Source organism: Pseudomonas sp. GW822-FHT06D10, from assembly GCF_058799535.1.
Genome location: NZ_JBXALN010000003.1, coordinates 633,195 through 646,436 on the forward strand (window position 1 = coordinate 633,195; position 13,242 = coordinate 646,436).

The following is a 13,242-nucleotide window of genomic DNA, read 5'->3' on the forward strand; positions in this document are numbered from 1 at the left end:
GCATCCCGGCGTTACAGCCGGGATGAAAAAAACTGCGCGGCAGCGTCTACAGCTTCAACAGCGGCTCCTGGAAACGCAGCAGGCGACCGGCATTGCCCAGCACCAGCAAGGTGCTCAGGTTGTGCAACACCGCAGCGATCATCGCCCCCGCCGCCCCCAGCCAGCCGAACGCGGCAAAGGCGACGATGGCCAGGGTCCAGCCCAGGCCGATGATCACGTTGACCTGCAAGGTCCGCCGGCATTCACGGCTCAGGCGCACGCAGGTGCCCAGGCGTCGCAGGTCGCTGCCGATCAGCACCACATCCGCCGAAGCCAGGGCGATGTCCGCACCACCGGCGCCCATGGCCACCCCCACCACCCCGGCCTTGAGAGCCAGGGAGTCGTTGATGCCGTCGCCGACCACCATCGGCCGGAAGCCCTTGTCGATCTCCTCCAGTACCCGCTCAAGCTTGTCTTGCGGCAGGGCCTGGGCCTCGATGTCGGCGATTCCCACTTCCAGCGCCAGGCTGTCGGCCACACTCTGGCGGTCGCCGGTGAGCAGCAACTGCCGGCCCAACCCCAGTTCGCGCAACTCGCCCAGGGCATGCCGGGCCTCGGGTTTGACGCTGTCGGCCAGCAACAGCCAACCGAGAAATTCGCCATCAAGCGCCAGGCCGGCAATCGGCCCGTCGTGCCCCGGCACCGGGCTGGTGTCGATACCCAACTGGCGGAACAGCTCCGGACGGCCAAGGGCCGCTTCGCCCTCCTCGGTACGGGCCACCACCCCCAGGCCCTGGCGTTCATGAATGTCCCCCAGTGGCCATTGCTCTTCCTGGGGCACCAGCCCTGCCAGGGCCCGGCTGACCGGGTGGCTGCTGGCCGAGCCGAGGCTGGCGGCCAGAGTGAGCAGGCTTCGCTGGTCTTCCCGGGGGCTGTCGATGGCCTGCAAACGCAAGGTGCCGTACGTCAGGGTTCCGGTCTTGTCCACGACCAGGGAGGTCAGGTCCGCCAGCTCCTCGAGAAAGGCCGAACTGCGAATCAGGATGCCGTGGCGCGCGGCCACAGCGATTCCGGCGATGGCGGTGGCCGGCGCCGACAGCACCAACGCGCAGGGACAGGCCGCCACCAGCACCGCGAGCATGGCTTGGGCATCGTTGGTGATGAACCAGGTCACCGCCGCCAACAGCAACACCAGCACCATGTAACTGCCGGCATAGCGCTCCAGCAAACGGGTGATGGGCGGCTTGGCGCGCTCGGCGCTTTGCATCAGGGCAATCACCTTGCCCAAGGTCGACTCCTCGCCGGTACGGGTGACCTGCACACGCAACAGCCCATCGAGATTAATTGCGCCGCCAAATATCTGCATGCCCTGAACCGCTTCCAGGGGGACCGATTCGCCAGTGATCGGCGCGGTATCCAGGCTCGCCTGGCCGGACACCACCAGACCATCGGCGGGCACCCTATCGCCGGCGCGTACTTCCACCAGGTCGCCGGCCTTGAGGCTGGCGTTGTCCACTTCCACGACGCTGCCATCGGCCCGTACCTGTCGCGCCAGGCTGCGGGTCAAGCGGCCCAGGGCGTCGATGGCTTCCTGGGAGCCGATCACGCTGCGCTCTTCCAGTACGTGGCCGAAGATCATGATGATCGGCAACAGGGCCGCGGTCAGCAGGTCGCCAGTGGCCCAGGCGCCGAGCATCGCCAGGGCGATCAGTTGGTCGGTAATGCCGTGCAGGCTCGGGTAACGCAGGCTGAACCAGGCCGAGCGCATCACCGGCACCGCCACCAGCAGCGAGGCGACACCCAACAGCAACTGGCTGACGCCCACCTGCCCTGGGGCCAGCCAGCGCCAGACCAGGCCAAGGGCCAGAAGCCCCAGGGCGAGCATGGCCAGGGTCAACTGGCGGGCGGCGCTGCGTTGCTCGGCCGAGGTCAGCATGCTGGCGGGGGGCGCGGCATGGGTGGTGGCAGTCATTGTTCGGCTCCCTGAATGATCAGGCGTGAATCGTCTTGGGGATTGACCGTGGTCACCGAACCGGCTTGCCCGAGAATCTTCGGCAGGCGTTCACGGTAGATACGCAGCAGCATTTCCGGGTCGGTGCCGTTGCGCTGCGCCTGGGCCAGGCTCTGCACCGTGGCAGTCTGGGCCCGGGCCAGGGCCAGCCGTTCGCTGGCCTGGGCATGGGCCACTTGCAGGCTGCGGTCCGCCTGCTGGTTGGCGCCCTGGGTCAGTTTTTCCGCTTCGGTGCGGGCGTTGGCGACCGCCTTGTCGGCTTGCTGGCTGGCAGTGAGCACCGCGTTGAAGGCGCTGACCGCCGGGCCGGGCAGGCTCGATTGCACATCCACCCGCGTTGCCTCGACGCCAATGCCCTGGCCGCTGGTGGTCAACTGCGCCAGGCGCTGGTTGATGCTTTGCAGCAGATCGCCCCGCAGCCGCTCACGACGCTCGGCGGCCTGGTTGTCGCTGCCGATCAGTTCCGGGCGCGCCACCAGGATGGTGTCCAGGTCACGGGCGGCGGTCAGGGCCACGGCACTGCGGGTCACCAACCGATCCAGGGCCGGCAGCACGTGGTCAGCCTGGAGCACATAGGCGTAGGGATCGCTGACCTTGTAGAACACCCGCACGTCCAGCTGTACCACACCGGCATCGCCAGTCAGCAGGTAACCGGACCCGGCCAGGGTGTCGTTCAAAGGCGTGGCCAGGGTGGCAACCCGGTCCCCTTCCAGAGCCGCCTCGGAACGCAGCAAACCCTCCACCCGCCGCTCCAGTACCCGGTCGGCGGCGGGCAGCAGCACCACCTGCTCAAAAGGCTGGGGCCAGGCCAAGAGCAATCCGGCGCTCTGCACCCTTTCCAATTTGCCAAAGTGCAAGACCATGGCCCGGTTCTGCGGGTCGATCTGCCGCACATTGGAGAAGGCCCAGGCCAGCGCCGCCAGTACTGTCACCCCGTACAAGGCGATGAATGCCAGACGCCCGGCCTGGATCCACGGGCTGCTCAACTCATTTGTTCCACGTGGAACCTTATTCATGGTTGCGAACCAGCGGCTTTGCCCGGCAGGTTTGGCGGGCCATCCACCAGCACCCGGAAAGGCGCCGCGTCGGTGCGCAGGATCAACTTGGTGCCCGGAGTCACCACGGTGCCCAGGGTGTCCAGTGAGCGCAGCAAGTTGTACAGCTGCGGGGAACTGGCGTAGGCGCGGCCATAAATCTGCGCCGCTTCAACCCGGGATTGCGCCTCGATATCCGCGGCCTTCACCGTGGCATCGGCCTGGACGATCCGCGCATCGCGTTCGGCGCCAGAGCGGATTTGCGCCGCTTCGCGCTTGCCGATGGCGGTGCGTTCCGTGGCGATGGTTTCACGCTCGGCGCGCATGCGGTCCACGGTGGCGGTCAGGGTCACCGAGGGCAGGGTCAGACGCTCCACTCCCACCTGCACCACTCGCACTCCATAAGTGGAAAGCAATTGCTGTTCGATCTGCTGGCGCAGTTGCGCTTCGAAATCAGCGATGCGCACCTGGCTGGCATCGGTGTTCACCAGGTTGGCCAGATCGAAGCTGCTGGCGGTGGTTTCCAGGGCCGAACCGACAAAGGTGCGGATCTGCCGCGCCGCTTCGTCCGGCTGGTTCTGCACCGCCCGCATGAAACGCTGCACATTGTCCGCGTCGCCCTGGACCCGCCAGGCCACGTAGGCCTGGACGATAATCCGCAAACCGTCGCGGGTGCCCACATCCTGCAAGCCACTGGACGTGGTGCGCAGGCGCAGGTCCACCGGGATCGCCGCTTCAAAGGGTGCCGGCCAGCGCCAGTTCAGGCCCGGCTCCAGCAGCACCCGCGCCGGGTTGCCGAAGCGGGTGATCACCGTGGCTTCGCCGGAGCGCACTTGCACCAGGCTCGCCGCGGCCACGGCAAACAGCACCAGTAGCACGGCCCAGCCCATGCGCCGCCAGGGGAAAGGCCCGGCCTCGGCCGGCGCCCCATGATGATGGTGGTGATGCCCGTGATGGTGGTGATGGCCGTGCCCGTGGTCGTGGCCGGCGTGATCGTGGGAATGGGAGGACTGGCTCAATGGACGGCTCCTGGCTGAGCGGCTTTACGCGGCGCCGAAGGGTCGGCCGGCAAGGTGAACGTACGCAGGTCGAGGGTCGGCGCGCTGTCGCCCCCCAGACGATGATCAAGAATCAGCAGCTTGGCCTGGCTCAGGCCCTGGCTCAGCTGGCTCAGGTACTGCTCGAGGACGAAGGCCTGCCCCGCACTGGCGTAGGCTTTCTGTTCGGCGGCAAAGCGCAGGTCGGCAGCCTGGGCCGCCGCCTGCACTTCGCGCGCATCGGCCTGGGCCTGGTCGCGAGCCACGCTGGCTTGCAACTGCGCCTGGTTGGTCTGCTCGGCAGCCGCTCCACGTTCCCGGGAAATCAGCGCCTGGGCGCCAATCTGCGCCGCTTGCACACCGTGGTAGGCATTGGCCGCGCCAGCCGGTGGATGGATGGCCTCGACTACCGTGGCGAGAATCTCCACCCCGCTGTCGAGCCGATCCAGATCGCCCTGCACGGCCCTGCCGATGTCATCGGCCAGCCCGGTGCGGTCCTGCCCCAGCAGGCCATCGAGGGTACGCGAGGCAAAGTCGTGCACCAGCACGCGGCTGGCGGTGCTGCGGATCAGCGTCGGCACATCGCTGCTGTTGTAAGTGGCGGCCAGCGCCGCAGCGTCGCCCAGGCCGATGCGGTAGACGAAGCGCACGTCCATGTTGACGATCTGAAAACTCTGTTGCTGGGCATTGCCGCTGGCGATCACCTGGGATTTGTCATTCACGTGGCTGGCATCCCACAGGCGGTTGGCAATGGCGGGGGCCGGGCCTTCGGCAGGGGCCGCTTGAAACGGCTGCGAGCTTTCGCCCACGCTGGTGGCCAGTTCATGGACCACGCCGTTTTCCACCGTCAGTACCCGCCCCAGGGGCCAGGGCAGGCCCAGATGCAGGCCCGGGCCAAAGACCTGTACCGGCTTACCGAAACGCTCGTAAATACCGCGATTTTGCATGGAAAGTTCATGAACGCCGGTCAACAGCCAACCTACCGCCAACACCACCAGCAATACCGGTACAAAGGCCCGGCGCATATAGGCGAAGGCCCAGATCTGCCGCAGATCGATGCCAAAACGGTTGTGCAATTCATGCTGCAGGCTGAGCAGGGGTTGGGGCGGCCAACGCAGCATGTCGGCAACAAAACTGTGGGCCAGAAGCCGGGGCTCCAGCTGTTCGCGCTGTGGGCTGAACAGCGACAGCACCGCGCGCAACAACAACTCGCCGGCCACCAATGCCGGCAGCAGCCCCGTCAGCACCGCCAGCCGTACTGGCCACAAGGCCGTGTCGCTGCTGAACAACAGGCACAGGGCGCTCACCAGCAAACAGATAATCGCCGCCCGCAGCAGCTGCGCCAGGGCGCCGGCTTCCGGCCATTCCCCTGGGTGCTCCTGGGCCAGTTGGCGCTCCAGCACCAGCAGGGCAAACGCCAGCAGCAGAGCCAGCACCGCCACCACGCTGGCACTCAGGCCCAGGGCGGTGGCGGGCAACGACAGGTTGAACACCTGCACCACGCTATACAGGATCAGCAGCGACCAGCCACCAAGCCACAGGGTAGGCGCGCCGATCTGCTGCAACAGGCGCCGCCCGCGCAGGGTCAGGGCAGCCGCCAGCCGGCCCTGTGGCTGCCGATCCTCCCCGGCCTCGGGCGTGACAACCGGCGCCGGGGTGATTACCTCTTCGCGCCAGCGGCTGACCCAGCACGCCGATTGCAGCCCGGCCACCACCACCAGCAAGGCACACGAAAGGTTCACCAGCAGTGCCGGCCAGATGGTCAGCGCCGCAAACAGATCGACAAACACCGCCGCCACCAGCCCCAGCACCGCCAGGCCCAGCAAAGCGGCGCCCCAGCGCTGCAAACGCGCCGCATGGGACGCCGCCTGCTGAAACCGTGGCAAGGCAGCCACCTCGCCACCTTGCGTCTCAAGATCGACTTGCATACCACCCCGCCGCTCTGGTCCGGCCCTGTGGATAAACCCACGGGCCGAAGAAATTCGAAACAATTCGTTACTATATAACGAGCCGAGTGAAATTTTTGTCCCCCGCCATGCCTTTTCATCTATTGCGTACGTCGTAGACACAGAGACAGCTGTTTGCTCATGACAAAACTTCTGATGTCAGCCCCCTGGCATTTAAGGCAATAATCCAGCCCTGCTCACCGCGTGCGACAAGGAACCGTCCCATCATGCTCTCGATTTACCAGCTCAAACCGCGCTTTCAGAACCTGCTGCGGCCGTTGGTGCAGCGCCTGTACGACAACGGCACCACGGCCAACCAGATCACTGTCCTGGCCGCCGTCATCTCGGTCCTGGTCGGCACCGTCATCGCCCTGTTCCCCGGCCATGCCTGGCTGTTCGCCCTGATTCCCCTGTGGATGATCCTGCGCATGGCGCTCAATGCCATCGACGGCATGCTGGCGCGGGAATTCGGCCAGCAATCGCGCCTGGGGGCCTACCTCAACGAACTCTGCGACGTGGTCGCCGACAGCGCCCTGATCCTGCCTTTCGCCCTGTTGCCCGGGGCCAGCCTGCTGCTGGTGCTGGCCGTGACCCTGCTGGCGCTGTTCAGTGAATACGCCGGGGTGCTCGGGCCCATGGTCGGGGCCTCGCGGCGCTACGACGGGCCCATGGGCAAGAGCGACCGCGCCTTCATCCTCGGCGTGCTGGCCACCGGCATCGCCCTGGGCTGGCTCAGCGCCCTGTGGATAAACGGCGTGCTGGCACTGGTCGCCGCACTGCTGGTCTACACCCTGATCAATCGGGTCCGCCAGGGCCTCAAAGAAGTTCAGCACAATGCTCCCTCTGCATAAGGAAATGGCTATGCGCGACGCTCAACACCAGACGTTCCGAACCCATGACGGTGTCGAACTGTTCTACCGCCACTGGCCAGCCACTGAAGTGGCCCCTGGCGAACCGCGGCAAGCGGTGATGCTGTTCCACCGCGGTCACGAACACTCCGGGCGCATTGCCCACCTGGTGGAAGAGCTGAACCTGCCCCAGTTCGATTTCTTCGCCTGGGACGCCCGTGGCCATGGCCAGTCGCCGGGCGCCCGTGGCGACAGCCCGAGCTTCGCTACCAGCGTGCGCGACGTGCAGACCTTCTGTGATCACCTGGGCAGCGCCCACGGGATCGCCGAGGAAAACATCGCCGTGGTGGCCCAGAGTGTGGGCGCGGTGATCGCGTCCACCTGGGTCCACGACTACGCGCCGCGCATCCGCTCCCTGGTGCTGGCCTCGCCGGCGTTCAAGGTCAAGCTGTACGTGCCCTTCGCCCGGCCCGGCCTGGCCCTGATGCGGCGCTTTCGTGGCAACTTCTTCGTCAACAGCTACGTCAAGGCGCGCTTCCTGAGCCACGACCCGGAGCGGGTCCGCAGCTATGACAGCGACCCGCTGATCACCAAGGCGATCTCGGTGAATGTACTGCTGGGCCTGTATGAAGCGGCAGACCGGGTGGTAGCCGACGCCCAGGCGATCCAGGTGCCGACCCAGTTGCTGATCTCCGGCTCCGACTTCGTGGTGCATCGCAAGCCCCAGGAGCAGTTCTTCGAGCGCCTGGGCAGCCTGCACAAGGAAAAGCACATCCTCCCGGGCTTCTTCCACGACACCCTGGGGGAAAAGAACCGGGCGCCGGCCATGGCCAGCATCCGTCGCTTCATCCTGCAGAATTTCGAGCGCCCGCTGAACCGCCCTGCCCTGCTGGACGCCGACCGCCTGGGCGTTACCTGCGCCGAGTCCGAAGCCCTGGCCGCGCCGCTGCCGCACAATTCCCTGCGCGACCTGTACTGGCGCGCCACCCGCGCCAGCATGCGCCTGGGCAGCCAGCTGTCGGCGGGGGTCAAGCTGGGCTTCGACACCGGTTTCGACTCCGGCAGCACCCTGGACTACGTCTACCGCAACCGCCCCACCGGGCATTCCGCACTGGGCCGGATGATCGACCAGAACTACCTGAACTCCATCGGCTGGCGCGGCATCCGCCAGCGCAAGCTGCATGTGGAAGAACTGCTGCGCCTGGCCATGGAAAAACTCCGTGAGCAAAACAGCGAAGTGCGCATCGTCGATATCGCCGCCGGCCACGGCCGCTACATCCTCGAAGCCCTGCAAGGGGTCAGCCCGCTGCCGGAATCGATCCTGCTGCGCGACTACAGCGATATCAACGTGCGCGACGGCAGTGCGCTGATCCAGGAAAAAGGCCTGGGGGACATCGCCCGCTTCGTCAAAGGCAACGCTTTCGACCGCGAGGACCTCGCAGCCCTGGACCCGAAACCCACCCTGGCGGTGGTCTCCGGGCTCTATGAGCTGTTCGCCGACAACCAGATGGTCGGCGGCTCCCTGGCGGGCCTGGCCAGTGCCGTGGAGCCCGGCGGCTACCTGGTGTACACCGGCCAGCCGTGGCACCCGCAGCTGGAACTGATCGCCCGCGCCCTGACCAGCCACCGCGAAGGCCAGGCCTGGGTCATGCGCCGCCGCACCCAGGCGGAGATGGACCAACTGGTGGAGGCCGCCGGCTTTCGCAAGGTCACCATGCGTGTGGATGAATGGGGGATCTTCAGCGTATCCCTGGCGCAACGGGTGCAATGATGGCCGCAGGCGCCTTGCCGGCCCGGGAGCCGGGCCTGCTGAAACCCGCGGTGCTCTGGCTGCTGTTGCTGGCACCGCTGTTCTTCAGCACCTACGGCTTCGCCACCTGGGTCACCGCCCAGCGCGACGACGTCGGCAGCATGGTCTTCGACTGGGAACGGCACATGCCGTTCTGGGCCTGGACCATCGTGCCCTACTGGTCCATCGATCTGCTCTACGGCTTCTCCCTGTTGTTGCCGCGCAGCCGTGACGAGCTCAAGCGCCACGCCCTGCGCCTGCTCACCGCCCAGGTGATCGCGGTCAGTTGCTTCCTGCTCTGGCCGCTGAGCTTCACCTTCTCCCGGCCGGAACTGGACGGGGTTTTCGGCTGGCTGTTCGCGGTGCTGGCCGGCTTCGACAAGCCCTTCAACCAGGCGCCGTCGCTGCACATCGCCCTGCTGGTGGTGCTCTGGGTCTGCTACGCACGGCATACCCAGGGCTTCTGGCGCTGGCTGGTGCATGGCTGGTTCGCGCTGATCGGGGTCTCGGTGCTGAGCACTTATCAACACCACTTCATCGATGTACCCACAGGCGCCCTGGCCGGCTGGCTGTGTGTCTGGCTATGGCCGCTGGATCGTCCCAGCCCATTGTTCAGAGCCCGTGCGGCCCAGGACCCGAAGCGCCGCCAGCTGGCCCTGCGCTATGGCTTGGGTGCGACGCTGTTCGCCGGGGCAGCCTTTGCCTGGGGCGGCGCCGCGCTGTGGCTGATCTGGCCCGGCGTGGCGCTGTTGCTGGTGGCCTTGAACTACGCCCTGCTGGGTGCCGAGGGTTTCCAGAAGCGCCAGGACGGCAGCCTCAGCCCCGCTGCGCGCTGGTTGCTGGCGCCTTACCTGGCGGCGGCCTGGATCAACTCGCGGCTGTGGACAAGAAAACATCCACAGCCGGACCCGGTTGTGGATAACGTCTGGCTCGGGCGCCTGCCGACACCGGCCGAGCTCAAGGACAGCCCGTTCGACGCCGTGCTCGACCTGTGCGCCGAGCTGTCCCTGGACAGCCGCGGGCTGCGGGCCTACCAGAGCCTGCCGGTGCTGGACCTGTGCGCCCCCAGTGCCGAGCAGTGCCTGGCCGCCGCCCACGCCATCGAACGCCTGCGCCAGCAAGGGCCGCTGCTGGTGTGCTGCGCCCTGGGTTATTCGCGCAGCGCCACGGCGATTGCCGCCTGGCTGCTGCACAGCGGCCGCGCAGCCACGGTGGATGCCGCCATCGTGCAGATCCAGCGGGCCCGCCCGCAGATCGTCCTGCACCCCGCCCACCGCCAGGCGCTGCAAGCCCTGAGCAGCGCCGGGAGAACGGCCCATGTCCACTGAAATGCAGCTCTACAGCGTGGCCAGCCTGCTGCGCCGGGGCCGCGCCCTGGATCAGTTATCCACAGGCCTGACCCTGCTCGGCGCGCTGTATGGCCTGGGCCAGTACCTGCTGACCAGCGTCACCCTGGGCGGGCTGCTGGTCAGCCTGGCCCTGGTGCTGCTGGGGCTTGTGGAAAAGTACCTGGCGCTGCGGGTAGCCTTCGACGCCGACCTGTTTCAACGCGTGGCCGACGCCCCAACTACCCTGGAACACAGTACCCAGGCCCTGGACCAGGCCCTGAGCGCCCTCGGCCTGCAACCCGCGCAGCGCGGCGGCCGGCCCTGGGACCAACGCAGCCGCGGGGCCCTGGGCCTGCTGCGCCGCCAGGCATTACTGCTGGCAGCACAAGTGCTGGTGATACTGAGCGTGATCCTGGTCAGCCCCTGGCTGACCTTTGCCGGATAAGGAATGCCCATGTTCGAACCCCTGGTCGCCAATCTCATCACCTCCGCCGCCCGCAGCATCACCGGCGCCCGCAGCCTGTGGCTGGGCTCGGCACCGCGCGCGGTGCAGCGGATCTACTTCGCCAACCACAGCAGCCACGGCGACTTCGTACTGCTCTGGGCCTCCCTGCCGCCGGCCCTGCGCAAACTGACGCGGCCCGTGGCCGGCGCCGACTACTGGCAGAAAAGCAACCTGCGCCGCTACATCATCAATCGGGTGTTCAACGGCGTGCTGATCGACCGCGAGCGCAAGGAGGCTGTGGATAACAACCCCCTGCAACCCATGATCGATGCCCTGGAGAACGGCGACTCGCTGATCATCTTCCCGGAAGGCACGCGCAACCCCGAAGACGGCCTGCTGCCGTTCAAGAGCGGGATCTACCACCTGGCCAAACGTTATCCACAGGTTGAGGTGATTCCGGTGTGGATCGCCAACCTCAACCGGGTCATGCCCAAGGGCCGCTTCCTGCCCCTGCCGCTGCTGTGCACCACCAGTTTCGGCGCACCCCTGACCCTGGAAGAAGACGAAAGCAAGGAACACTTCCTCGAACGCAGCCGCGCCGCGCTGCTGGCCCTGGCCCCGGAGCACGCCTGAGATGGATAAGCAGACCCTGATGTTATTCGGCGGCATCGGCGCCATTCTGGTGCTGGCCTCGCTGATCGGTTTCATCCTCCAGTGGCGCACCCGTGGCGCGCCCAACCCGGTGATCGACAACCTCAATGCGCGGATCAATGCCTGGTGGGTGATGGTGCTGGTGATCGGTATCGCCTTCTGGCTCGGCACCGCGGCGGTGATCCTGCTGTTCTATGCGGTGTCGTTCTACGCCCTGCGGGAATTCCTCACCCTGACCCCGACCCGGCGCAGCGACTACCCGGCCCTGGTGGCGGCCTTCTACCTGGCCCTGCCCCTGCAATACCTGCTGATCTACTCCGACTGGTACGGGCTGTTCTCGATCTTCATTCCGGTCTACGTGTTCCTGCTGCTGCCGATCCTCGCGTCGCTCGGTGGCGACAGCACGCACTTTCTGGAGCGTGCCTCCAAGGTCCAGTGGGGGCTGATGATCGCGGTGTTCTGCGTGTCCTTCGTGCCCGCCCTGCTGACCCTGGACATAGCCGGCTATGAAGGCCGCAACCTGCTGCTGATCGCTTACCTGGTGATCGTGGTGCAGCTCTCGGACGTGCTGCAGTACGTCTGTGGAAAACTCTTCGGCAAGCGCAAGATCGCCCCCAACCTGTCGCCGTCCAAGACCGTGGAAGGCTTTGTCGGCGGCATCCTGCTGGCTTCGATGATCGGCGGGGCGCTGTTCTGGATCACCCCGTTCAATGTCTGGCAGTCATTCCTCATCGCCCTGCTGATCAACCTGCTGGGCTTTGCCGGCGGCATCGTCATGTCGGCGATCAAGCGCGATCGCGGGGTCAAGGACTGGGGGCACATGATCGAGGGCCACGGCGGCATGCTCGATCGCCTGGATTCGGTGTGCTTTGCCGCGCCGATCTTCTTCCACCTGGTGCGTTACTGGTGGACCTGAACCCTTCAGCCCGGTAGATGCCCCAATGGCAGAGGCCCCGGGGTTTTCACCGTGTGAATCGCGAAGTTGCTGCGGATGTCGCTGACCCCGGGGATCTTCAGCAAGTGGCCGGTCAGGAAGCGGTCATAGCCACGCAGGTCCGGGACCACCACTTGCAGCAGGAAATCCGATTCACCCGATACCAGGAACGCCGAGATCACCTCCGGCAACTGCAATACCGCCTGGCGGAAGGCTTCGGCCTCGGCATCGTTGTGGCGCTCCACCTTGACCCCGACGAACACGGTCAGCCCCAGGCCCACCTCGTCGCGGTCCAGGGTGGCCTGGTAGCCACGGATCACCCCGGCCTCTTCCAGCATGCGCACCCGACGCAGACAGGGTGACGGCGACAGGCCGATCTCTTCGGCCAGTTGCACGTTGCTCAGGCGACCATCGCGCTGCAGCGCGGCGAGGATCTTGCGGTCATAGGCATCAAGTTTCATGTTTGGCATATCCAGATGGTGATTCCGTTCATTAGTGGAACATTATGCCAATTTCAGCTTTCCCGTTGGTTGATTACGCAAGCACCTGCCCTGCCCTGTGGCCCTAAACTGGGCGCACCGACTCGACAACGAAGGGGGTGCAAGGTGGCGCAACTGTGGATGTATTTCCTGGCTCTGGCGGTGGTCTACCTGCTGCCCGGCCCCGACATGATCCTGCTGCTGCAAACCGGCGCCCGCCAGGGCAAGGCCCAGGCTCTGGCCACCGCGCTGGGCCTGGCCCTGTCCCGCGGCTGCCATGTAGCCCTGGCCGCACTGGGCCTGGCGGCGCTGTTCAAGGCCGCGCCCTGGACCTTCGACCTGGTACGCCTGGCGGGCGCCGCCTACCTGCTGTGGATTGGTATCCAGTGCCTGCGGGCGAACCTGTTGCCCAACCTTGAGCCCGGCACCGCCGCAGCCACGCCCCTGCGCTGGCGCGAGGCGATCCAGCGCGGCCTGTTGACCAACCTGCTGAACCCCAAGGCATTGCTGTTCTGTTCGGTACTGCTGCCGCAGTTCGTCGATCCCCAGGCCGGTGCGGTGGTCCCGCAATTCATGACCCTGGGGGTGCTGCTGGTGGCCGTGGGCGGCCTGTTCGACTGCTGCTACGCCCTGGCCGGTGCCGGGCTGGGCCGCTGGATGCAGCGCAGCCCGTCGGCGCAACGAGTGCAGCAATGGCTGTTCGGCAGCCTGCTGATCGGCTTCGCCCTGCGCCTGACGTTCGTCCAGCAGGCCTGACGGCA

At 66.4% G+C, this 13,242-nt stretch carries 12 protein-coding genes; 7 read left to right on the top strand and 5 right to left on the bottom strand.

Annotated elements, in window-relative coordinates; translation table 11 throughout:
- Positions 1–46 precede the first annotated feature (46 nt).
- The 4 genes from AC1RL5_RS12860 to hflK (AC1RL5_RS12875) are packed head-to-tail and all read right to left on the bottom strand — an operon-like array spanning position 47 to position 5,989.
- Positions 47–1,951 (bottom strand): cation-translocating P-type ATPase, encoded by a 1,905-nt coding sequence (locus AC1RL5_RS12860; protein ID WP_093405715.1) that lies wholly within the window; start codon positions 1,949–1,951, stop codon positions 47–49.
- Positions 1,948–3,006, bottom strand: a complete 1,059-nt coding sequence (hflK, locus tag AC1RL5_RS12865; protein ID WP_065364990.1) for a protease modulator HflK — start codon at positions 3,004–3,006, stop codon at positions 1,948–1,950. Before hflK (AC1RL5_RS12865) ends, AC1RL5_RS12860 begins: the two co-directional genes overlap by 4 nt.
- Positions 3,003–4,043 carry a protease modulator HflC gene (gene hflC, locus AC1RL5_RS12870; protein WP_019093399.1) on the bottom strand — a complete coding sequence of 347 codons (1,041 nt, stop codon included), beginning with the start codon at positions 4,041–4,043 and terminating at the stop codon, positions 3,003–3,005. The genes hflK (AC1RL5_RS12865) and hflC overlap by 4 nt, the downstream gene beginning before the upstream one ends.
- Positions 4,040–5,989 carry a protease modulator HflK gene (gene hflK, locus AC1RL5_RS12875; protein ID WP_145713499.1) on the bottom strand — a complete coding sequence of 650 codons (1,950 nt, stop codon included), beginning with the start codon at positions 5,987–5,989 and terminating at the stop codon, positions 4,040–4,042. The genes hflC and hflK (AC1RL5_RS12875) overlap by 4 nt, the downstream gene beginning before the upstream one ends.
- A gap of 245 nt (positions 5,990–6,234) precedes the next feature.
- Between hflK (AC1RL5_RS12875) and AC1RL5_RS12880 the strand changes: the two genes are divergently transcribed.
- Genes AC1RL5_RS12880 through AC1RL5_RS12905 form a run of 6 tightly spaced genes read left to right on the top strand, consistent with a single transcriptional unit; the run spans position 6,235 to position 11,984 of the window.
- Positions 6,235–6,858, top strand: coding sequence for a CDP-alcohol phosphatidyltransferase family protein (locus AC1RL5_RS12880; protein ID WP_011064360.1), 624 nt, complete (start codon positions 6,235–6,237; stop codon positions 6,856–6,858).
- Positions 6,859–6,868: 10 nt separating this feature from the next.
- Positions 6,869–8,626 (top strand): bifunctional alpha/beta hydrolase/class I SAM-dependent methyltransferase, encoded by a 1,758-nt coding sequence (locus tag AC1RL5_RS12885; protein WP_011064361.1) that lies wholly within the window; start codon positions 6,869–6,871, stop codon positions 8,624–8,626.
- Complete coding sequence (locus AC1RL5_RS12890) at positions 8,626–9,972, top strand: phosphatase PAP2/dual specificity phosphatase family protein (RefSeq protein WP_492589297.1); 1,347 nt, start codon at positions 8,626–8,628, stop codon at positions 9,970–9,972. Before AC1RL5_RS12885 ends, AC1RL5_RS12890 begins: the two co-directional genes overlap by 1 nt.
- Complete coding sequence (locus AC1RL5_RS12895; protein WP_015637562.1) at positions 9,962–10,417, top strand: hypothetical protein; 456 nt, start codon at positions 9,962–9,964, stop codon at positions 10,415–10,417. The genes AC1RL5_RS12890 and AC1RL5_RS12895 overlap by 11 nt, the downstream gene beginning before the upstream one ends.
- Before the next feature lie 9 nt (positions 10,418–10,426).
- A complete protein-coding gene (locus AC1RL5_RS12900) occupies positions 10,427–11,050 on the top strand; it encodes a lysophospholipid acyltransferase family protein (protein WP_053160534.1) in 624 nt (207 codons plus the stop codon).
- A gap of 1 nt (position 11,051) precedes the next feature.
- Complete coding sequence (locus AC1RL5_RS12905) at positions 11,052–11,984, top strand: phosphatidate cytidylyltransferase (protein ID WP_011064365.1); 933 nt, start codon at positions 11,052–11,054, stop codon at positions 11,982–11,984.
- 5 nt (positions 11,985–11,989) lie between these two features.
- Here the strand turns inward: AC1RL5_RS12905 and AC1RL5_RS12910 are convergent, their stop codons facing one another.
- A complete protein-coding gene (locus tag AC1RL5_RS12910) occupies positions 11,990–12,463 on the bottom strand; it encodes an Lrp/AsnC family transcriptional regulator (protein ID WP_011064366.1) in 474 nt (157 codons plus the stop codon).
- 159 nt (positions 12,464–12,622) lie between these two features.
- Here AC1RL5_RS12910 and AC1RL5_RS12915 point away from each other — a divergent pair, with 159 nt between their 5' ends.
- Positions 12,623–13,237 (top strand): LysE family translocator, encoded by a 615-nt coding sequence (locus tag AC1RL5_RS12915; protein ID WP_015637564.1) that lies wholly within the window; start codon positions 12,623–12,625, stop codon positions 13,235–13,237.
- Positions 13,238–13,242: the final 5 nt, after the last annotated feature.